The sequence below is a fragment of the Neobacillus drentensis genome, from assembly GCF_036965425.1.
Lineage (GTDB): Bacteria > Bacillota > Bacilli > Bacillales > Cytobacillaceae > Neobacillus > Neobacillus drentensis_F.
On the sequence record NZ_JBALPP010000074.1, the window covers coordinates 18,746 to 40,215 of the forward strand.

The window sequence follows — 21,470 nt, forward strand, 5'->3', positions numbered from 1 at the left end:
CAAGCATTTCATAATTTTTTGTAAAATTAAATGAAAAGAGGTGGGGGACCAAGGGTTTTCTCGAAAAGCTTTAATAGATGGCAACTATTTTTTTATTCTGATTTGGAAGCGTTTCCTCAAAATGAATTGTGTGTTGAAAGGTAGGATGGTAGACGTGCGTTGGCTTATATTATTCTCAATCTTCGTACTGGCGGTTATTAATTTTGCTGATAAGACCATCACGGGATTAGCAGCGGTTCCGATAATGCATGATTTGGATCTAAACTATGGCCAATGGGGGATAGTCGGCAGCAGTTTTTTCTGGTTATTTTCGATTGCAGGGATAGTTGGTGCTGCATTGTCTGACCGGATTGGCACAGGAAAAATGCTCTTGATTATGGCGCTTGTCTGGACGATTGCCCAATCTATGATTCTCTTTGTGGCAGGGTTACCTTTATTGATTTTGACGCGCGTAATGCTCGGTGCTGGGGAAGGTCCATTTTTTGCAACGGCTGTTAGTCATTTAAGTAAATGGTTCAAACCCGAATCGAGAGGATTCGCTTTATCCATTTTGAACTTAGGAAATACCATCGGAAAGGCAGTATCTGTTCCAATACTAGTGCTCCTCATAGCCAAATTCGGCTGGCGGGAAGCGTTTTTCAGCCTTGGGGTTGTAAGTTTGGTCTTTTTCATCTTTTGGTTATGGTTAGGCAGAGTGAACCCCCCATTGACAGTCAATAAGGCAAAGTCTGTTCCTGTCAAAATAGATTGGGGAAAAACTTTCAAAATTTTACGTTCACCAACCTTTGTTTTTACAACCTTGATTGCCTTCATTGGATATGCAGTGATTACTTTCAGCCTTGTTTTTAACCCAGCCTATCTAACAGAGGTTAAACATGTATCTCCACAAACAATGGGATACATGAAAGCAATTGGCGGGGGTGCAGGGGCTTTATTGTCGGTTTTTGCATCTATTATTTCCGACAGTATCTATAAGAAAACCCAGAATGTTTGGTCATCACGTGTTTTGTTATCCTCCATTTGTGTTTCAGCAGCAGGAGTCTTATTTTATATTTACACAATGACAAATTCAGTACCGCTAATGATTGTTGCTTTAATTTTTGAGAATGCCTTCATTTTATTGTTGTTTACCATTTGCCCGATCGTTGTTAACGGTCTCCTTCCTGAGAGAAAAGGACTGATGTCCGGGATTATGATGGGCATTGCCACTACCTCAGGGATCATCGGACCCATCATTTTTGGTAAGGTTATTCAAGGGGCAGGGGCCAACATCGGCTTCAACCTTAATATTCAAGTACTCGCAGTTCTTTTAGTGGTTAGTGCGGCTCTTTTTGCGATTTTTGCAAGGCCATCTCAGGATCATGCTAATAATATTCAATCTTCAAACAAATTCACATCATCAGTAAGCTAAGGCCTTTTATTCGGAAAAATAGGGGAGGAAAAATGTGGTGCAAAAAATGATTATAGATGAGAAAGCGAAAGCACTTGCTTATTTAGAGGAGCACAAAAGACGTTTTGAAAAAAGGATACAGAAAGTTACCGAAAACATTTATTGTGCTGTAGGGTATAGCCTAGGAAATTCAACTCTTATTGTTACTAAAGATGGAAACATCATTGTCGATACGACTGAAAGCATTGAGGCTGCAGAGGAGATAAAGGCAGAGTTTGATAAAATTTCACCAATTCCAACGGCCGCAATCATTTATACCCATGGACATGCAGACCATGTGAACGGTGCTTCTGTATTCTTGAATGAACATACAGAAATTTATTCTAATATAAAAACAGTTGAGTTTTTTACTACTCAATTCAACCAACTTAAAAACATTCTAGACAGACGTGGGGGAAGACAATTTGGAGTTTACCTGCCGCCTGAACATACACCATGCAGCGGATTAGGTCCTTCATTAAGGGTGAGTCCAACTAAACAAAAATTAATATTCCCGACACAGGTCTTTGAAAATTCGATGGAATTAACCATTGGAGATGTAACCTTAAAGCTTGTTTCCGCTCCTGGGGAAACAGATGATCAAATTTTTATTTGGATTCCAGAGCAGAAAGTATTACTGGGGGCAGATAATTATTATCCTGCTTTTCCAAATTTGTACACCATTAGAGGGACATCCCCAAGACCTATTTTGCAATGGGTTCATTCCCTAGATAAAATGAGGGATCTTCAAGCAGAATATTTAGTCCTCGGGCATACGGAACCGGTCTTTGGTTCTGAACAAATCGCTGAGCTATTAACTATGTATAGAGATGCCATTCAATTTGTTCATGACAGCACTGTTCGTGGAATGAATAAAGGTAAAACACCGGACCAGCTTGTGGAAGAGATTACTCTGCCTAACCATTTGCTGGAGTATAGTGAGCTTCGGGAACTTTATGGAAGTGTTTCGCAAGCCGTTCGAGCTATTTATGATGGGTACTTGGGCTGGTTTGATGGGAACGCTACAAATCTAGAAAAACTGCCTCCAAGAATTTATGCACAGAAAATTGCGCAATTAGCAGGAGGAGCAGACGTCTTAGTTCAAGAGGCGAAAAAGGCACTAGAAAAAGACGAGTATCAATGGGCTGCAGAGCTCTCTGACATGCTTTTGAATTTGTTGCCTGACAATGATAAGGTGAAACAGATTAAAATCGCGGCCTTAACAGACCTTGGTTTAAGATCTTATAATTCCAATAACCGCTCGTATTATCTTTCCCAGGCGAATGAGTTAAAAGGCAACTCCAAATCACCGAAAACCAAACCTTTACAAACTAGGATGTCTTATTCACATGCAATGCCGCTTGACAGCTTCTTTTCAAATATGACTATTCTCCTTAAACCCGAGAAATGCCTCGATAAAGCGTATTCTGTAAATGTTGGGATTACCGATCAAGCTGCAGACTATAAAATTGAGATTAGAAAAGGGATTGCAGAAATTCGAAAAGGAGCAGCCCAAGAACCAGCTCTTACTATTAAAGCGGACGAAAAGAATTGGAAGGAAATTATTATAGGGGCAAGAACCATTGACGAGGTAAAACAAACAGGGAAACTACATATAGAAGGAGATTCTATTCTGTTTAATGAATTTATTGCTCTTTTTCAGTAAATGAGCGGTCAATTTGAGGATTGTAAATGGTTTTGAACCAAGATAGATAAAAAGAGCTAAACATATTAAGTTTAGCTCTTTCCACTTTTAATAAGGATCAGAAGGCTGCCCCATTTGTTCAGCTTGTTGGACGGCCTCTTCCGTTTTAGTATTTTCATTCGTTCCAGCGTTTTCAAGGCCATCTGCAACTCTTTTTCCATAGTCTTCATCACAATTTGTAAAGATTTCAACCATCTTGTCCTGAATTTCTTTTCGGCATGAGCTAAGGGCGCCGACAAGGTTGGAAATTAATTCGTCCCGTTCCCAATCACTAAATCTCCGATACGTTTCGCCTGCCTGCCCAAAATTGTTTTCTCGCGGAAGGGTCTCCCTTTTTAGGTTTCCTTCAACATAAGGCTCATGTTCTTTTCCAGGATTCTTTGCTTCCTTTAATCCGCCTATTAACGAAGGCTCATAATTCACATGAATGCTTTTGCTTTTCCCAAAATCAGTCCGATGGTCCATTTGTCCGCCTTCTTGATTGGTGGCCACATGTTTCTTTGGGCTATTAATTGGCAATTGTAAATAGTTTGTGCCAACTCGGTAACGCTGTGTATCCGAATAGGAGTAGGTACGGCCCTGCAGAAGTTTATCATCAGAAAAATCCAGTCCATCGACAAGTACACCGGTTCCAAATGCTACTTGTTCCACTTCGGCAAAGTAATTCTCAGGATTTTTGTTTAACACCATTTTTCCAACCTTATGCCATGGGAAGTCATCTTTATACCAAAGCTTAGTTGGATCGAGTGGATCAAAGTCTAATTCTGGATGCTCTCCGTCCTCCATGATTTGAACATAGAGCTCCCATTCTGGATAGTCACCCTTTTCAATGGCTTTATACAAATCCAAGGTAGCGTGATTGAAATCGGTCTTTTGAATTTCATCGGCTTCTTTTTGGGTAAGGTTTTTAATCCCTTGAAGCGGCTCCCAATGATATTTGACTAATACAGCTTTTCCTTCTTCATTCACCCATTTATAAGCATGTACTCCCGATCCCTGCATTTGCCGATAATTCGCGGGTATGCCCCAAGGGGAATTGACAAAGGTTACCATATGGGCAGATTCTGGACTTTGGCATAAAAAGTCGAAGGTTCTTTCAGGATCTGCAACGTTTGTTACTGGATCTGGCCGAAATGAGTGAACCATATCAGGGAACTTTAATGGATCACGAATAAAGAAAATTTTTAAATTGTTTCCGACTAAATCCCAGTTGCCATCTTCCGTATAAAATTTAACTGCAAAACCTCTTGGATCCCGCAATGTTTCAGGAGATTGACCGCCGTGAACAACCGTGGAGAAGCGAACGAATACAGGTGTTTGGACATCTGTGTTAGTAAAGACCTTTGCACGGGTGTAATTGGAAATCGGTTCGCCGTTTACAGTGCCATACGATTGAAAATACCCGTGGGCACCAGCACCACGAGCATGCACGACCCGCTCAGGAATACGTTCACGGTCAAAATGGCTGATCTTTTCTAAGAAATCATAGTTCTCTAATGTCATAGGACCTCTGTTACCGACTGTACGGACACTTTGATTGTTGGTAACAGGATGTCCTTGCTGGTTTGTTAACATATCTTCGGTTTCATTATTTTGTTTTTCCGTCATAAATGAGCCTCCTTAATTTACAACATTAGAAAGTATTTCCATCGGATGCAGAAGTATGTATGGATTAACGTAAATAGGGCCACGTAGAAATAATCTACGTGACCCTATTTCAACACAAAAAAATTAACTATCCATCCAAGCAAAATCTTCAATGAATTGGACGAATGCCTTCACAACATTCCACTCCAGAGATTCCTTATGATAATACATCCACGTTCTTCGTAATATCGGATTTCCATCTTGATCCTTCAATGGGGTCTTATATAAGTCATCTATCCCGGCCAGGACCCTGCTGGACAAGATTCCATAGCCTAAACCGTTTAATACCATTTCCTTACACGTATCCACTTGATCGACTTCGATACTAATAAAGGGGGCTTCGGCATAATTTTCTGCCCACCAATGATCAATGACAGATTTTAATAGGTAATCTCCTCGATATTCGATTCTTGGCAGACGAGGGAGATCAGTAATATTGATCTGTTCCTTGGAAGCGATACAGATGGTCTCCTCGAATAGTTGATGAGTTGATAGTCCTCTCCAACCGTAGTCTCCTCGAACAAAGCCAATATGAACATCCTTATTGTGAATCAGTTGGGTTACATCTCTGCTCCATCCCGTAATGACTTTGAATTCCACATGGGGGTATTTGATTTTAAATTGCTTTAATATATATGGAAGTTCATAGTTCGCAAAAAAGTTAGATACCCCCAATTTTAACGTTCCTGCGATAAGATTACTCTCGTTATTACTCATATTTTGGACATTTTCTTTAATCTTTTCTAAATGAGCGAGCGCTTCTTCAGCACAATGGACAAGATATTCTCCTTGGGGGGTAAAATGTATGCCCCTGCTTTCACGGGTTACAATTTGCACACCCAGCTCTTCCTGCATATGCTTTAACCGACTTGTTAATGCAGGTTGAGTTAAAAATAATAGTCGTGCTGTTTTTGTTAGATTTTTTTGATTATATAGTTCTTTCAGTATTTCCCAATCACGGTAATCCATTGTTTCACCCATCTATCTGATATAAATATTTTTTATAAATAAATATAATTTTTTCGCATTTTATTTATTTCAATTATTACATTATCCTTATTCTTAGGCAATTGATAAAGTATTTCATCAAAACTATTTAAATATAACATAAATTAATGAACCAATCATGGGGGTAATGTGAATGGGAGAACGGAAAAACCAACCAAATCCATGGAAAAAATTTAATGGTCCCAACCTTGGGTATGTAATCGAACAATATGAGCGTTTTTCAAATGGGGAAGAAACCATTGATCCTAAATTAAACGAGCTTTTTATTCAATGGGGTTCACCTCTTTCTTATGAAACACTTCAACAAGAAAATACCGTTGGACCTGAAACGATTGTTCCATCGGCAAATATAGCAAAAGCAATGAAAGTGGTAAAACTTTTGGAAGACATTCGCTCAAATGGACATTTAGCGGCAAACATGTATCCACTAGAGGCGAATGCACAAAATCATGAGATTTTTGCCCTTGGAAAGTATGGTCTGAATGAAAATGACCTGAAAGCGATTCCAGCGAACTTCGTTTGGGAGGATGCACCGGAAGGCATACAAACCGCATTTGATGCCATGAATCGTTTAATGGAAAGTTATACATCCTCCCTTGCCTTTGAGTTTAACCACATTAGTGATGAACAAGAACGTACTTGGCTGTCTCAGATGGTTGAAAAGGATTCCTTGAAGCGTTCTTTATCGAAAGAAGAACGAACAAACCTTTTAAAGAGTTTGACAGAAGTCGAAGGCTTTGAACAGTTTTTACACAAGACCTTCGTTGGTCAAAAAAGATTCTCCATTGAAGGGGTAGACATGCTTGTTCCAATGTTGGATGAAGCAGTTCGTGAAGGCGTTGAAGAGGGAGCACGCAATGTCGTAATTGGAATGGCCCATCGCGGACGTTTAAGTGTACTCGCGCATGTGTTAAAAAAACCATATAGCAAAATCTTCTCTGAGTTCCAGCATTCTTATGCCAAGCAGCAAGGTCCGTCAGCAGATTTAGTCGACATTAGCGAAGGCTGGACAGGGGATGTGAAATACCATTTAGGCCGGGACCGATTTGTCGAAGGTTCAGGAACGGACCGCACACGCATTACCTTAGCGAATAATCCAAGTCATCTCGAATTTGTCAATCCGGTTGTGGAAGGTTTCGCAAGGGCCGCGCAAGAAGAACGACAGAAACCAGGTTATCCAGAACAGAATGTAAAGAAAGCCTTTGCCATTTTGGTCCATGGAGATGCAGCTTTCCCAGGCCAAGGAATTGTAGCGGAAACATTGAACTTAGGCGGTTTAAAAGGATATCGAACAGGTGGAACGATCCATATTATTGCGAATAACATGGTCGGTTTTACGACAGACAGCCATGATTCTCGATCAACTCGATATTCTAGTGATTTAGCAAAAGGATTTGAGATTCCGATTGTGCACGTTAATGCAGATGATCCAGAAGCTTGTCTTGAAGCAGTTCGTCTTGCTTATCAATACCGTGCTCGTTTCCAAAAGGATTTTGTGATTGATTTAGTCGGATACCGCCGTTTTGGCCACAATGAAATGGATGATCCAGCGGTCACCCAGCCACAGGTATACAAAAAAATTACGAACCATCCAACAGTTAGAGCATTGTATGCTGAACAGCTGTTAAACAAGGGCACTCTAAATCAACCAGAAGTTGAAGAAATCAATCGTAGTGTTCAAGAACTATTACATGCAGAGTATGACAAAGTATCAGAGAAGCAGCAGGGTGAAGCACCAGCAGAAGTAGCGGTTCCGGGGGTGATTGCAAAAGGAATTCCACCGTTAGAGACAAAAGTGCCGCTTGAAACTCTTCAAGAATTAAATCGTGAGTTGTTGACATGGCCAGAAGGTTTTCGTGTGTATCCAAAATTAAAGCGGATTCTCGAGCGCCGTGAAAATGCCCTGGATGAGAACGGAAAAGTGGAATGGGCGGTAGCCGAAGTGCTAGCCTTCGCTTCAATGTTAAAAGACGGCACTCCGATTCGTTTAACTGGTCAAGATTCCGAGCGTGGAACGTTTGCGCAGCGTCATATTGTACTCCATGACGCGGAAACAAACGAAATGTATTCGCCATTGCACCATCTTTCGCAAGCTAACGCATCGTTTGCGGTTCATAATAGTCCGCTGTCAGAAGCAGCAGTAGTAGGCTATGAATATGGTTATAACGTATTTGCACCTGAAACGCTTGTCATGTGGGAAGCGCAGTACGGGGACTTTGCCAACACAGCACAGCCACTCTTTGATCAATTTGTATCATCAGCAAGAGCAAAATGGGGGCAAAAATCAGGGCTGACCCTTCTACTGCCTCACGGATATGAAGGCCAAGGTCCTGAGCACTCCAGCGCCCGTCCGGAACGCTTCTTACAGTTGGCAGCGGAAAACAACTGGACGGTTGCGAACTTATCAAGTGCAGCCCAATATTTTCATATTTTACGCCGTCAGGCCGCTACGTTAGGATCAGAATTTGTTCGTCCATTGGTGATTATGACACCAAAGAGTCTGCTTCGTCACCCACAGGTCGCTTCTTCAGCAGCCGCTCTTAGCGAAGGCGGATTCCAAACGGTGATCGAACAACCACAGCTTGGAAAAGAAACTGATAAAGTAAAGCGTTTAGTGTTATCTACGGGTAAGATGGCCATTGATTTGGCAGTAGAAATCGAATCCAGTAAAGAAGAGCGGAACTTGGATGAGGTACACATCGTTCGTATTGAGCAATTGTATCCATTCCCGCAAGAAAAAATAGAAGCGATCATAAAGCGTTACCCTAATTTGAAGGAGATCGTTTGGGTGCAGGAAGAGCCGAAGAATATGGGAGCGTGGCATTATATTGCCCCAACCCTTTTTGAACTTGCATCCGGCAAACTGTCAGTCGGTTACATTGGGCGTCAATACCGTTCCAGCACAGCAGGCGGAGATCCACTTGTTCATAAAAAGGAACAAGAACGCATTGTCCAACAAACATTAAATTCTGATAGTTTAGTTGATACACAGAAACAAGAAATTCAGTTATTTGCACGCTAATAATGGAAAGTGTTTAAGAGGAAGTCTATAGGACAAAACGTATCAGATTGGCTAGGTAAATGTCCCATAGGAGAGTTCTATGGGACAAAACACAGGCGAATCGGATGGAAAGTGTCCCATAGGGGAGCTCTATGGGACAAAACACAGGAGAATTTGATGGAAAGTGTCACATAGAAGAGCTCTATAGGACAAAAACACAGCAAAAATCAAAGGGTAATGTCCAATAGGAACCACGCCATCATCAAAAACCAAGTTTAATAGTGGACTTAACATATTTCACAGGAGGATTTGACACATGATTGAAATCAAAGTACCAGAACTCGCGGAATCCATTTCGGAAGGAACGATTTCACAATGGCTTATTAATATTGGAGATAAAGTCGCCAAGGGTGATAGTATCGTAGAATTGGAGACTGACAAAGTTAATATCGAATTGAATGCCGAAGATTCAGGGGTTATCACAAAGGTATTAAAAGAGCCAGGCGATACGGTAGAAGTAGGCGATGTTATTGCCATTATCGAAGAGAATGCAGCTGAAGGCTCTGCTCCGGCTGCAACGACTGCAGCCCCGGAACAACCAGTACAAGAAACGATCAATCAGCCAAGCACACAACCTGAGCCAGAACTTCCGAAAGCTGAACGTCCGATTGCGTCGCCAGCGGCAAGAAAAATGGCAAGAGAACTAGGAATCGATTTAAACCAAGTACGCAGCAATGACCCACTTGGAAGAATTAGACCAGATGATGTGAAAGCACATACTCAAACACCTGCAGTACAGGAAGCGCCAAAGGTGGAAAAAGCTAGCACAAAACCAGCTGTACAAAAACAAATAGATGAAGAGTTTGATAAACCAGTGGAACGCGTAAGAATGTCTCGTAGACGTCAAACTATCGCCAAACGCCTGGTTGAAGTTCAACATACTGCAGCAATGTTAACCACATTTAACGAAGTTGACATGTCTGCGATTATGAATCTACGTAGTCAGCGGAAGGATGCCTTTTTCGAAAAACATGGTGTTCGTCTTGGGTTCATGTCATTCTTTACAAAAGCTGTAGTCTCTGCCTTGAAACAATTCCCGCTTTTAAATGCAGAAATTCAAGGAGACGAATTAATTCTCAAGAAGTTTTACGATATCGGAATTGCCGTGGCTGCACCAGAAGGTTTAGTCGTTCCAATCGTACGCGATGCTAATAAGAAAAACTTTGCTGAAATTGAAGGGGAAATCAGCAATCTTGGTAAAAAAGCCCGTGATAATGCCTTGACGTTAAATGACTTACAGGGTGGGACATTTACGATTACAAACGGTGGAGTGTTTGGTTCTTTAATGTCTACACCAATCTTGAATAGCCCTCAAGTAGGGATTCTCGGCATGCATAAAATCCAAACAAGACCAGTAGCAATCGATGAAGTAAGAATGGAAAACCGTCCTATGATGTATATTGCCCTGTCTTACGATCATCGGATTGTTGACGGAAAAGAAGCCGTCAGCTTCTTGGCAACAGTAAAAGAATTGCTGGAAGATCCACATTCCCTATTATTAGAAGGGTAATAGCTTAAGGGGGAGCAAGATTTATGATGCTTAAGAATGCTCTTGACTTAAGGAAAGACATACGCGAACATCGAAATGCCTTGTATGTTTTGGCCAAAAGCAAAGGGTTGTCTCATCCGGAAGTCATAAAAATCAGCCAACAAATAGATAATGAAATTTCTTTGTTACAAAAAATAGTCCGTAATCTCAGCACTTTAAAGAAAGTTTAGCTGGTTAATTAATCATAAAAACTAAACTACACAGTGATTTCACTTGTGTAGTTTTTTTATTTACTCCAGTGTAATATAGTAAGGAACGAGGAAGGAGTGGTTAAATGCCGATAATTCATGTTCAAATGATGGAAGGAAGACCAAAAGAAAAAGTTGCCGAATTAATCCGCAACATTACGAACACTGTATCCGAAACATTAGATTCACCGAAGGAGAATATTAGAGTACTTATCACTGAAATTCCTAAAACACATTGGGGAAAAGCCGGGGAACCAGTTGAAAAATAAAATTCGAATTTAATTGAAAAGAATAAAACATTTTTTATGCCGCAAACTTTTGAATTGTGGCTTTTTTTTTTGGTTCTGGCTATTATTTTCATCAAATTTTATGTGCCTGTCTTCTTTAAAATAGGAAGTAAATCTCTCAATTAAGCACGGGAAATCTTTAGGGAGTAAATGCCGTTTATCCGAGAGTTATTTTTGTTATCCGAGAGTAAACGACTTCTATACAAGAGTAAACAACTCCTATCCGAGACTAACGCAAAATCACTCCTCCACTTCCCCTTAAAAAGTGAACAACTTACTCTTTTTTATTGAAAAGCAGAATTATTATTGTAAAATTAAGAAAAGCGAAAAAAGGGCATGGAGGAATACTAACATGAAATCAGCAATTATTGTTGGCGGTGGAATTGGCGGGCTCGTAACTGCGCTTAAACTTCACCGCGTTGGCGTGTCAGTGCGTGTGTTTGAAAGTGTGGAGACCATTAAAGCACTTGGAGTTGGGATCAATCTTCTGCCGCATGCTGTTCGAGTTCTAACCGAGCTTGGACTTGCAGATGAGCTCGAAAAAACAGGTTTGCCAACCGCAGAACTTATGTATGTAAATAAATTTGGCAAAAAAATATGGCAGGAACCTAGGGGAATTAATGCCGGATACCGCTGGCCGCAATACTCCATCCACCGCGGCCGCTTACAAATGCTTTTATTAAATGCCGCCCAAGAGCAATTGGGAGAAAATGCTGTTTTCACAGGACATCATCTAACCACCTTTCAAACAGTGGGAGATAAAGTCGAAGCTCAATTTGAAAACCGTAAAACCGGGGAGAATTTGGGCACATTCAGTGCTGATATCATGATTGCAGCTGATGGAATCCATTCAGCAGTTCGAAAATTCTACTATCCAAATGAAGGACTACCTAAATTCAGCGGTCGGATTTTATGGCGCGGTATTACAGAATCTACATCCTTTTTAACAGGCAGATCAATGATCATGGCCGGTTACCAGGATCAAAAATTTGTGGCCTATCCGGTTTGCCCTGACACCGCTGCAAAAGGACGTTCTCTCGTAAACTGGATCGCTGAACTATCTGTCACAGATGAAATGCCTTCACGTGCAGACTGGAACCGGAAAATCGATAAGGAAAAATTCGCACCTGCCTTTGCATTATGGGACTTTGATTGGCTGAATGTACCAAAGTTAATTGAGGAAACAGAGGATGTATTTGAATTCCCAATGGTGGATCGCGATCCACTTCCACAATGGACCTTTGGCCGAGTAACTTTACTTGGAGACGCAGCACATCCAATGTATCCGATTGGTTCAAATGGTGCATCCCAAGCTATTCTTGATGCTGATGCTTTAGCGTTAGCAGTTGTTGAACAGCCTACTCTTGAATTGGCATTAAAAGCGTATGAAGAAGCAAGGTTAGAGGCGACAGCGAATATTGTACTAGCTAACCGAAAAAATGGACCGGAAGTTGTGATGCAAATTGTTGAAGAGCGAGCACCAAACGGCTTTGAAAACTTAGAAGAAGTAATCTCCCAAAAAGAATTAGAGGAAATTTCCAATAGGTACAAACAAATTGCCGGATTTGACCGTCAAAAATTGAACAGTTTACACGAGGTACGATAATGGTTGAACATATTGTTTTGATAAAGCTTCTGCCAAATGTATCGACGGAACAGAAAGACGAGCTTATACGACGCACTATACTGTTAAAAGATATCATTCCTGGAATCATAGACATCCAGCAGGGCATTAATTTTTCAAACAGAAATAAAGGCTATGATATAGGATTAACTGTCCGCTTCGAGGATAGAACTTCTTTAGAAAACTATGGTCCCCATCCTGCACATCAGGAGATTTTTGCCTATTTGAAGGAAATAGGATTGGAAGACATTATTATTGTTGATTTTGATATCAATACATTTTCCAAAGGCTGTACTCAATGAAGAGGCAGCTGCTTTTTTTTTTAAGACAAAAAGAAATTTGGGATTTTAAGTTGGATTATGTCAAACAAAAAGTGTTAAAATAACCAAATATAAGAATATGTTATTTATTATCGTCTGGAGGCAAATATGCTAACTTTTGAAGAAAAACTTGCAATTATAGAAGAATTTCCTGAACTTGAGAGAGTAAATGTTTCGCTTGGCAGGGTTAATTTCCAATTTAACGAAAGTNNGTTGTTTATCACCTTCATCCAAATGGAAATGGCTTTGTTTATGCTGGCCTGCTGCAAAATTATCAGACTAATGATAAAGGCATGGCAAATATCCGTGACTTTTCTACGAAAGAATTAAAACAAATCATTAAAGAATCCATCATCAGCTTAACTGCTTTTGAGAAACCGGTGACAGAGACGGCAATTATTGGAGAAAATCAAGAAGAACGCTGGGTTAACGCAGAAAATGAACAACTTCTTTTAATAAATGAAGACGAAGCATGGAATATTTATTTTGGACTTAACCTGGAAGAAACCTTCAGTACTTATGAAGAAGCTGAGATGTTTTTAGTTGAAGAAGGCTTTAAACGCAGTTAGTTCAATGGACCTCTTTCCTAAAAATTAGGCGGAGGTTTTTTAATATGTAAGAAAATTAAAAATCCCCTGAAATTGTTAATTTTCATTTTAGAACAAAAGGCTTATTTTATGCTATATTGTAAGTAAGAAGAATTAATTTCAAGTGACAACGCTTTAGAGTTTAGGCCTGGCCTTGAATAATTTACTTTAACTAAAATGACTATACTTATTTTCAAGACGGGGTGACCTATGAAGATAAATCAAAAAAAATATAATTTTCTCACACGAATTGGAAGGGCTTTTAAGCTGAATTATGTGAAGCTTTTGCGGTCTTCAGGAGGGGCAAAAAAAGTATCGTTAGGGTTTGCGATTGGATTTGGGTTAGAAATGTTAGTGATTTCAACAGCATCCCTGATCTATATATTTTTTATTCCAGTTGTACGTTTAGCGAAAGGATCATTACCTGCATCAGTTATCGGAAATGTTATTGGTAAGCTTACTTTTTTACCCATTATTCTATTACCCTTTGCTAGAAAAATCGGGAAGTTAATCCTGCCAATGAAAGTGAGGGTTGGGCATCATACACCATTTTCGTTTCAAAGTTTAATGCATGGCGATTTCCGTTCAATATTAACACTCCTGCACGGAGGGGTTCATGTTTTAATCGGTATGACTTTTTTCGGGATTGTTCTAGGAATAGCTTCTTACTTTGTTGTTCATTACCTTTACGAAACTGAAAAAAACAGAAGATTAACAAAAAGACGTACGAAACATTCACTTCAAAAAAATGTACCCAATAAGAATTTCGTGTAATAATAAAAAGGATCGATGTAAAGGAGCAATGAATAAATCATTGCTCCTTTTTTTTATCGTTAGTAATTTCGTTCAATGACAAAATGGGCCAAATCACCACGGTAAATGGTTTTTGAAAATTCTATGATTGATCCATCCTGAAGATAGGCAAAGGTATCGAGTACAAAGCATGGATCACCGATATTAATATGGAGTTTTTCAGCAGCCTCCTGGTCTGCGATAAACAACTCAAGACTTTCAATGGTCTTGTCAATTTTTAATCCAAATTGGGTTTCCAATTGGTTATATAATGATTTTTCACACCCTTGTTTATTTAAAGCTGGCGTTTTATACCAAGGTAAATAAGCGGTTTCATACTGAATCGCTTCTTCATTTACATACCGAATTCTTTCAAGGACATTAACTGGTTCACCTTCTGGAATCTTTAATTGCTCACTTAGAAATTCGTCAGCAGGTAACACATCTAATTGCAATACCTTGATTAATGGTTTTTTTCCCTGCATTGAAATTTGACTGGAAAAATGATCAACCGTAGTAGTTAAAATTTGTTTTACTTTATTTGCGGATACGAATGTTCCACTGCCCCGTTTACGATAGACATAGCCTTCCACTGTCAATTGTTGTAAGGCAGTCCGAATGGTTGTCCTGCTTACTCCATATTTTTCGCAAAACTCTGCCTCGGTCGGCAGCTGAGAGTTTGGTTTGTATTCTCCTTCGTTTATCAACTGGATGATTGCATCCTTTACCTTAAGGTGCAGCGCGCTTCCGTCTTTCGTATCTTCAATCATTTTGAACTTCCCCCTCAATATCTATAGAATATCAAAAAAATGGAAGGAATTGCACTACATAATACAAATTTTAATATTTGTTATAACAAATATTAAAAATAATAACAAATAATTAAAAATTGTATTGTAAATATTCTGAATTGTCATTACAATGGGTATAACATCGCAATATTGTCTTATCCGAAATTGGCTTCATTTTTGCATTCTGGTGAAAGGAGGTTCCTATAAACAAAACATGCTTTTGCAATCATTTAAAATATGTAATCGCTTTCATTAGGGGGATATAAATGAAAATTTTATTATGCTGTTCAGCTGGTATGTCTACGAGTCTATTGGTTTCCAAAATGGAAGCTTGCGCAAAATCCAAAGGAATAGAGTGTACTATTTGGGCCGTGGGATCTACTGAAATCAATGAACATATCAATAAGGCAGATGTATTACTTCTTGGACCGCAAGTTCGCTATATGCTTTCTCAGCTTAAAAAGACAGGAGATATGTTGGGGATTCCGGTTGAATCGATTAACCCGATGCATTATGGTCTTTGCAATGGAGAGGAAGTTTTAAAGCAGGCCATTCAATTAATAAAAGGGGAGTAGATACGATGATGAATTTTATCGATAAATTTATTATGCCTTTTGCAAATAAATTGGGGAATAACAGGCACCTTCTAGCTATTCGTGATGCATTAGTCGGGATGATCGCTATTACAATGATCGGTTCCTTGGCAGTCCTCCTAAACAATCTAGGAAAAGTCCCAGGGATCGGAAAATATTATGAAAAACTAATGGTATCCCTTTTTGGGGAAACGTGGACAACATTAGGCGGGGATATATGGTGGGGAACCCTTGCTTTTATGACCATCTTCGCAGTTTTTGGAATTGCATATAAACTGGCAAGGTCTTATGGAGACGATGGTTTTGAAGCGATGCTTGTTGCTGGAGCAGCCTTCTTTGTTCTTATTCCTCAAGTTGCTAACGTATCGATTACGCCTGAGGGCGGAGAAGCTGTCACTGGCGGTGCCTGGGGGTTTATCGGCTGGAATTATTTCAATGCAACGGCGTTATTCACAGGTATCATAGTTGCGATTATCGCTACTGAAATTTTTGTCCGTTTAGCTAAAGTAAAGTTTTTGGTCATTAAATTGCCTGATGGCGTTCCGCCGGCGGTATCACGATCATTTGCTAAGCTCCTCCCTGGAATGGCAACGATTTTTATCATTGGATTGTTTGGTCTTGTTTTACGCAAATTTATTAGTGATGGTGTTTATTTAAACGACTGGATCAATAAAGTTCTTGTATCTCCTCTTACAGGCGCAGTGGACTCCATGCTGTTTGCTATATTAATCGTATTTTTGGTGCATGGCTTTTGGATTCTTGGTCTTCATGGACCAAACATTCTAGGGGGAATTACCACTCCTTTAATGACAAAGCTGGGGCAGGAAAATGTCAACATGTATGCCCAAGGGGTAGATGATTTAAGCAAATATCACGTCCTATCAGGCTCATTCTTAGATGCTTTTGTCTATTTAGGAGGTTCAGGCGCCACATTAGGCCTGCTTGTAGCCATGATTATTGCCGGACGGAAACGTAATAAGCAATTAATAGCCCTAGGTACTCCTCCGGGGATTTTCCAAATTAATGAACCCATTCTTTTTGGATTGCCGATTGTATTAAATCCCATTTGGTTTATTCCTTTTATCCTAGGACCAATTATTATGACCATTGTATCTTATTTATCTATCAGCTTGGGTTTGGTCCATCCCGTTGTCGCTGATATTCCATGGGTAACACCAGCCATCGTAGGCGGCTTATTAGCAACCGGTGGACATATTTCCGGAGCGATTTTAGCGGCAGTAAATCTAGGCATTTCGATTGTTATTTATCTGCCTTTTGTTATTGCTCAAGGACGAATCGATGCAAGGAGAGAAAAGGTAGAAGATGTATCTCAACCTAATAACACTTTAAATATCTAATCGAAGCAACCAGAGGTGAGGAAGAATGAAAAAAGGTTTAAAAATCGTAACGATAGGGGGAGGCTCCAGTTATACCCCTGAATTAATAGAAGGTTTTATTAAATATTATCCTGAACTTCCTGTAAGCGAACTTTGGCTGGTAGATGTAGAGGAAGGGAAGGAAAAGCTTGAAATCGTCGGAAATCTAGCAAAAAGAATGGTGCAAAAAGCAGGGGTTCCGATTAAAATCTATTTAACGTTAGATCGTAAAGAAGCATTACAGTCTGCCGATTTCGTAACTACTCAATTTCGTGTAGGATTACTCGAAGCTCGTAAAAAAGATGAAAGTATTCCATTAAAGCATGGTGTACTTGGTCAGGAAACAAATGGGCCTGGCGGTTTATTTAAAGCCTTTAGGACGATTCCTGTTATTCTTGATATTTGCCGGGATATAGAGGAGCTTTGTCCCAATGCCTGGCTCATTAACTTTACCAATCCGGCAGGTATGGTAACGGAGGCAGTGCTTCGTTACAGTAATATTCGTAGAGTAGTAGGGCTTTGTAATGTACCTATCGGGATGGAAATGGGCGTTGCCAAGTTATTAGGAGTGGACCATCACAGAGTCAGAATAGATTTTGCCGGATTAAATCACATGGTTTATGGATTAGATGTTTTTGTTGATGGTGTATCTGTTAAAGATCAGGTGTTTTCCCTGATTAATGATCCGAAGAACAGCATCACTATGCAAAACATTCATGCCATGGGATGGGAGCCTGAATTTCTGAAAGCTTTAGATGTTTTTCCATGCCCATATCATAACTACTATTATAAATCTGGAGAAATGTTAGAAAAAGAATTGAAAAACTATAAAGATGGCGGCACCCGCGCAGAAGTCGTAAAAAAGCTGGAGGATGAGCTGTTTGAGCTATATAAAGACCCTGATTTAGCCATTAAGCCCCCTCAATTAGAAAAAAGAGGCGGTGCTTACTATAGTGATGCTGCTGTTCGGCTGATTCACTCAATGTATACCGATAAACGGGACATACAGGCAGTTAACACAATTAACAGAGGCGCTATTTCAAGTCTGCCCTATGATTCAGCTGTTGAACTCAGCTGTATTATTACAAAAGATGGACCAAAACCTATTTCTGTTGGTGAATTACCAATACAAATACGCGGACTTGTCCAGCAAATAAAATCTTTTGAAAGGGTTTCGATTGAAGCTGCCATCAGTGGTGATTATGGAACGGCATTACTGGCCATGACCATAAACCCTCTTGTACCAAGTGATCGTCTTGCAAAGGTTATCTTAGACGAGATGCTCGAAGCACACAAAGACTACCTGCCGCAATTTCAAAAGAGGAGAGAAATAGAATGGAAAATTTAGAGACGGTCATCTTTCAAATCATTCTTCATGGCGGTAATGGTCGAAGCGCGGCGATGGAAGCCATACAGGCCGCAAAACAAGGAGACTTTAAACAGGCAAAAGGAAAAATAAAGGAAGCAGAAAATGCCTTAAATGAAGCACATCATATTCAAACCTCACTCATTCAGGGGGAAATTAGGGGAGAGAAAATGGAGATTTCTCTTTTGATGGTTCACGCTCAAGATCATTTAATGAATGCTATGACAGTAAAGGATTTAGCTGCAGAAATGGTTGAGCTATATCGGAAAATCAAATGATTTCTAACCGTTAAGAGAAATCACCTAGAAGGTGAAATTAAAATGATAAATTTAATTGTTAACGCTGATGATTTTGGCTTTAGCCGTGGAGTAAACCATGGAATAGTTGACAGCTTTTTATATGGAATTGTAAATTCAACGACGATGATGATGAATATGGACGGTACAGAACATGCGATTCAAATGGCAAAAAATAATCCAGAATTGCCCGTAGGAATTCATCTCACCCTTACATGCGGGAAACCCATCCTTGATCACGTACCATCATTGGTTGATGAAGAGGGGTACTTTTATTCCTTGTCGGCTTTTAATCCAACTGATATTTCATTAGAGGAACTAGAAAGAGAGTGGACTGCTCAGATTGAGCGGTTTATCCGTTCAGGTCTAAAACCAACCCATCTTGATAGTCACCACCATGTTCATACCATGAAAGAATTGTATCCTGTGGTTAAAAACTTATCCCATAAATACAGTCTGCCGGTTAGGCCCAATGGATTCATTCCTATTCCTGATGTTGAAGCCTTCACTGAGGTTTCTTTGTCCGATTTCTATGGGGACGAGGTAAGATCAGATTACTTTGACAGGTTAAATGATGGGATTTATGATGGGTTAACCGTTGAAGTTATGTGTCACCCTGCATACCTTGATCATCATTTATTAAATGGGTCTTCGTATACTTTTAAAAGATTAACTGAGCTAGAAATTCTGACTTCCGTTCAATTACCTATAAACATAAACCTGTTGTATTTAGGTGAACACATTTCAGGAACCATTTCCTCCTAATAAAATTAACCATTTAGGTTGTTCGTCACAGAAGTGGTGGTTAGAACATAAAATAGTTAACAGTTACGGAGAGTTTGGAATAGGAGGAAATGGAGTGCCCTCAGTAATCAATTTAGGCATGATAAATGTTAATTCCCAGCAGCCTAGTGCGGCAATCTTTATCGGAGAATCTGTCGTAACTGGGATGGACGCGAACCGAAAATATAATTTAGGGATTGGGGGACTTTATGGTACCCTGAATGCTGTAACTGGGAATCTCGTTAATAATGCAGATAGTTTTGAAGTGATGGATGGGGTTATATTTGACCAAGACTTTAAACCAAGTATTGGTGGAAATGTATAAAGAACGGAAAGTTGAAAACAACAAACCCTTTTTAATCCTGGGTTTGTTGTTTGTTTTTGGCCATTTTTTGCAATTTGTGTTCTTCTTTTAGTTGTTTTCTTTTTGTCGCTTTTTGTTCATAATTCGTTAAGGATGCATTCGTACGGGCAAGATTGTTTCGATCACCATGGATGTTGCCTAATCCTTGATTATGTTTTTTGTTGCTTTTAAAATCATCAATAAAATTGTTTCCGATGCTAAAGCAAGATGCCCCTTCAATACTTCCGATTTTTATTGTTCCAATATGAAAAGTTGGGGATAAAATGGGGGAAGCCATTTTTACTCATCCTCCATTTTCACTTTGGTTTTAACCCATTGATTTTCACTGATGCAATTTTCATCTCCAGAAATAACACCCATTACTTCATTTGTGTCCTTAGTGGTATGAAAATTTTTAAGCCTGTTTTTATTACCGATAAAAATGCCAGCGGAGTTACCCAATTCCATGATGTCGATTTTTCCAAGAGAAAGATTAATCATAGTTGCCATCCCCTTGCTTCATTATATATTAGGGTATTCAATCAATGGGCTAATGACACTATTTTAAGGAAAATCACCATCCCGGTTCTGTAAACATAAAGTAATTTCATACAAATTTAAAATGTGGTGAGTCTTTTATGTTAAAAACTTCACAATTTAATTTTATCGGGGGAATAAATGTCCAAACCATGCAAAGACAATCCGGCATTTTTATTGGAGAACATAATAATGCCATCGGCTGGAGCGCACACGGAAAAGAAAATTATGTAATTGGAAATATTAGCGGACAATCCAATTTTCTCTATCAAAATACTTCTATATTACTGGATCCTGATTTAGTTGATACGCCAATTGACGATCGGGATATAAATTTATCCTTTGATTTTCCGGGGAAAGAAAATCAGGCTTCAAGTATTAATCTTGATAACATTAATGTAAATACGCAATTGGATAATAGCTCTGTTTTCGTAGGAAAAGGACATGTAACGGGTATGGATGCGAATCAAAAAGCGAATTATTCGCAAGGAAGTTTATTTGGCAATAGCAATCAATTATTAAATAATTTTAATTTGAATTATGATCAGGATACAATTGATGCCCTGATTGAAGATCAAGATATAAAAATTGCCAATATCATGAAGGAATGATCTATCAATCGTTACGGACTCGAAATCCTTTTGAGGTTTTGACCATTTTTTCTTGTTGATAGGAATCATGGTCAGACCTTGCTTCTTTTTTGGCACTTTCCTTGTCAACCTTTAGAATAAGCGGCTCGATCAAGTCTTCGGTGCTGCTGATATTATTCCCGATTATTAATTTTCCGCTCAGCTCGTCAATTTCAATATTATCCAAGCGGAAAACAATATTCTCTAAGTAATCAATTTGAACATGTTCAAAATGGAGGTTTTTATCGCTGCCCTGCTTTTGCCCCTGTTCAAGCAGCTCAATGATTCGGTCAAGTTTCGTAACAATTTGAGAGTTTATATTATTTTCTTTCTGTTTTTTTCTAAAAGAAAAAAATTTTAACATAAACTCCCTCCTAGTTTTGGACAATGCCTTTATCTTATAAAGTTTATTTTTCAGGACAGCAGGTTATGAATTAAACAGTAAAACAAAAAACGCATTGTGATTAAGTCACAATGCGTAAATTCAATTTTATCGTACCAATAAAGAAAATCATTTTTTTTGAAAAAGTAAGACAGAAGTAAATAATAGGATAATAGC

The 21,470-nt window shown here is 39.2% G+C and carries 22 protein-coding genes and 1 pseudogene; 17 read left to right on the plus strand and 6 right to left on the minus strand.

Features of this window, described 5'->3' with window-relative positions; all coding sequences use genetic code 11:
* Positions 1–154: 154 nt before the first annotated feature.
* Both V7161_RS18405 and V7161_RS18410 read left to right on the plus strand, forming a co-directional pair.
* A complete protein-coding gene (locus V7161_RS18405; RefSeq protein WP_335714403.1) occupies positions 155–1,411 on the plus strand; it encodes an MFS transporter in 1,257 nt (418 codons plus the stop codon).
* 46 nt (positions 1,412–1,457) lie between these two features.
* Entirely contained in the window at positions 1,458–3,095 is a 1,638-nt protein-coding gene (locus V7161_RS18410) for an alkyl sulfatase dimerization domain-containing protein (protein WP_335714422.1), read from the plus strand.
* Positions 3,096–3,182: 87 nt separating this feature from the next.
* Here V7161_RS18410 and V7161_RS18415 read toward each other — a convergent pair whose 3' ends face one another.
* Complete coding sequence (locus V7161_RS18415; protein WP_335714404.1) at positions 3,183–4,742, minus strand: catalase; 1,560 nt, start codon at positions 4,740–4,742, stop codon at positions 3,183–3,185.
* A gap of 123 nt (positions 4,743–4,865) precedes the next feature.
* Positions 4,866–5,750, minus strand: a complete 885-nt coding sequence (locus V7161_RS18420; protein WP_335714405.1) for a LysR family transcriptional regulator — start codon at positions 5,748–5,750, stop codon at positions 4,866–4,868.
* Between the two features lie 172 nt (positions 5,751–5,922).
* Here V7161_RS18420 and V7161_RS18425 point away from each other — a divergent pair, with 172 nt between their 5' ends.
* The 8 genes and pseudogenes from V7161_RS18425 (at position 5,923) to V7161_RS18460 (ending at position 14,179) form a co-directional block, all read left to right on the plus strand.
* Positions 5,923–8,811 carry a 2-oxoglutarate dehydrogenase E1 component gene (locus V7161_RS18425; RefSeq protein WP_335714406.1) on the plus strand — a complete coding sequence of 963 codons (2,889 nt, stop codon included), beginning with the start codon at positions 5,923–5,925 and terminating at the stop codon, positions 8,809–8,811.
* A 295-nt stretch (positions 8,812–9,106) separates the two neighbouring features.
* The gene (gene odhB, locus V7161_RS18430) at positions 9,107–10,360 is read left to right on the plus strand and encodes a 2-oxoglutarate dehydrogenase complex dihydrolipoyllysine-residue succinyltransferase (RefSeq protein ID WP_289985701.1); all 1,254 of its coding nucleotides are present in this window, start codon (positions 9,107–9,109) and stop codon (positions 10,358–10,360) included.
* A gap of 23 nt (positions 10,361–10,383) precedes the next feature.
* A complete protein-coding gene (locus V7161_RS18435; RefSeq protein ID WP_289985703.1) occupies positions 10,384–10,569 on the plus strand; it encodes an aspartyl-phosphate phosphatase Spo0E family protein in 186 nt (61 codons plus the stop codon).
* Between the two features lie 104 nt (positions 10,570–10,673).
* Positions 10,674–10,856, plus strand: coding sequence for a 4-oxalocrotonate tautomerase (locus V7161_RS18440; protein ID WP_335714407.1), 183 nt, complete (start codon positions 10,674–10,676; stop codon positions 10,854–10,856).
* Between the two features lie 370 nt (positions 10,857–11,226).
* Positions 11,227–12,480 (plus strand): flavin-dependent oxidoreductase, encoded by a 1,254-nt coding sequence (locus tag V7161_RS18445; protein WP_335714408.1) that lies wholly within the window; start codon positions 11,227–11,229, stop codon positions 12,478–12,480.
* Positions 12,480–12,800, plus strand: a complete 321-nt coding sequence (locus tag V7161_RS18450) for a Dabb family protein (RefSeq protein WP_335714409.1) — start codon at positions 12,480–12,482, stop codon at positions 12,798–12,800. The genes V7161_RS18445 and V7161_RS18450 overlap by 1 nt, the downstream gene beginning before the upstream one ends.
* A gap of 126 nt (positions 12,801–12,926) precedes the next feature.
* Positions 12,927–13,387 (plus strand): annotated as a pseudogene (locus tag V7161_RS18455) (hypothetical protein).
* Between the two features lie 228 nt (positions 13,388–13,615).
* Positions 13,616–14,179 carry a DUF2062 domain-containing protein gene (locus V7161_RS18460; protein ID WP_335714410.1) on the plus strand — a complete coding sequence of 188 codons (564 nt, stop codon included), beginning with the start codon at positions 13,616–13,618 and terminating at the stop codon, positions 14,177–14,179.
* A 59-nt stretch (positions 14,180–14,238) separates the two neighbouring features.
* Here V7161_RS18460 and V7161_RS18465 read toward each other — a convergent pair whose 3' ends face one another.
* Complete coding sequence (locus V7161_RS18465; protein ID WP_335714411.1) at positions 14,239–14,967, minus strand: GntR family transcriptional regulator; 729 nt, start codon at positions 14,965–14,967, stop codon at positions 14,239–14,241.
* Between the two features lie 287 nt (positions 14,968–15,254).
* Here V7161_RS18465 and V7161_RS18470 point away from each other — a divergent pair, with 287 nt between their 5' ends.
* From V7161_RS18470 to V7161_RS18495, 6 genes are all read left to right on the plus strand, one after another.
* A complete protein-coding gene (locus V7161_RS18470; RefSeq protein WP_335714412.1) occupies positions 15,255–15,563 on the plus strand; it encodes a PTS sugar transporter subunit IIB in 309 nt (102 codons plus the stop codon).
* Positions 15,564–15,568: 5 nt separating this feature from the next.
* Positions 15,569–16,939: a PTS sugar transporter subunit IIC gene (locus V7161_RS18475; protein ID WP_335714413.1), complete on the plus strand. Its 1,371-nt coding sequence runs from the start codon at positions 15,569–15,571 to the stop codon at positions 16,937–16,939.
* A gap of 25 nt (positions 16,940–16,964) precedes the next feature.
* Positions 16,965–18,305, plus strand: coding sequence for a 6-phospho-beta-glucosidase (locus tag V7161_RS18480; protein ID WP_335714414.1), 1,341 nt, complete (start codon positions 16,965–16,967; stop codon positions 18,303–18,305).
* Positions 18,293–18,601: a PTS lactose/cellobiose transporter subunit IIA gene (locus tag V7161_RS18485; RefSeq protein WP_335714415.1), complete on the plus strand. Its 309-nt coding sequence runs from the start codon at positions 18,293–18,295 to the stop codon at positions 18,599–18,601. The genes V7161_RS18480 and V7161_RS18485 overlap by 13 nt, the downstream gene beginning before the upstream one ends.
* A 42-nt stretch (positions 18,602–18,643) precedes the next feature.
* Positions 18,644–19,384, plus strand: coding sequence for a chitin disaccharide deacetylase (chbG, locus tag V7161_RS18490; protein ID WP_335714416.1), 741 nt, complete (start codon positions 18,644–18,646; stop codon positions 19,382–19,384).
* A gap of 94 nt (positions 19,385–19,478) precedes the next feature.
* Positions 19,479–19,727 carry a hypothetical protein gene (locus tag V7161_RS18495; RefSeq protein ID WP_335714417.1) on the plus strand — a complete coding sequence of 83 codons (249 nt, stop codon included), beginning with the start codon at positions 19,479–19,481 and terminating at the stop codon, positions 19,725–19,727.
* Between the two features lie 31 nt (positions 19,728–19,758).
* Here the strand turns inward: V7161_RS18495 and V7161_RS18500 are convergent, their stop codons facing one another.
* Both V7161_RS18500 and V7161_RS18505 read right to left on the minus strand, forming a co-directional pair.
* Positions 19,759–20,043 (minus strand): hypothetical protein, encoded by a 285-nt coding sequence (locus V7161_RS18500; RefSeq protein WP_335714418.1) that lies wholly within the window; start codon positions 20,041–20,043, stop codon positions 19,759–19,761.
* A 2-nt stretch (positions 20,044–20,045) separates the two neighbouring features.
* On the minus strand, positions 20,046–20,246 hold the full coding sequence (locus V7161_RS18505; RefSeq protein ID WP_335714419.1) for a hypothetical protein: 201 nt from the start codon (positions 20,244–20,246) through the stop codon (positions 20,046–20,048).
* 137 nt (positions 20,247–20,383) lie between these two features.
* Between V7161_RS18505 and V7161_RS18510 the strand changes: the two genes are divergently transcribed.
* Positions 20,384–20,893, plus strand: coding sequence for a hypothetical protein (locus tag V7161_RS18510; RefSeq protein ID WP_335714420.1), 510 nt, complete (start codon positions 20,384–20,386; stop codon positions 20,891–20,893).
* A gap of 4 nt (positions 20,894–20,897) precedes the next feature.
* On the opposite strand, the gene V7161_RS18515 is transcribed toward V7161_RS18510, so the two are convergent.
* Positions 20,898–21,275 (minus strand): hypothetical protein, encoded by a 378-nt coding sequence (locus tag V7161_RS18515; RefSeq protein ID WP_335714421.1) that lies wholly within the window; start codon positions 21,273–21,275, stop codon positions 20,898–20,900.
* Positions 21,276–21,470: the final 195 nt, after the last annotated feature.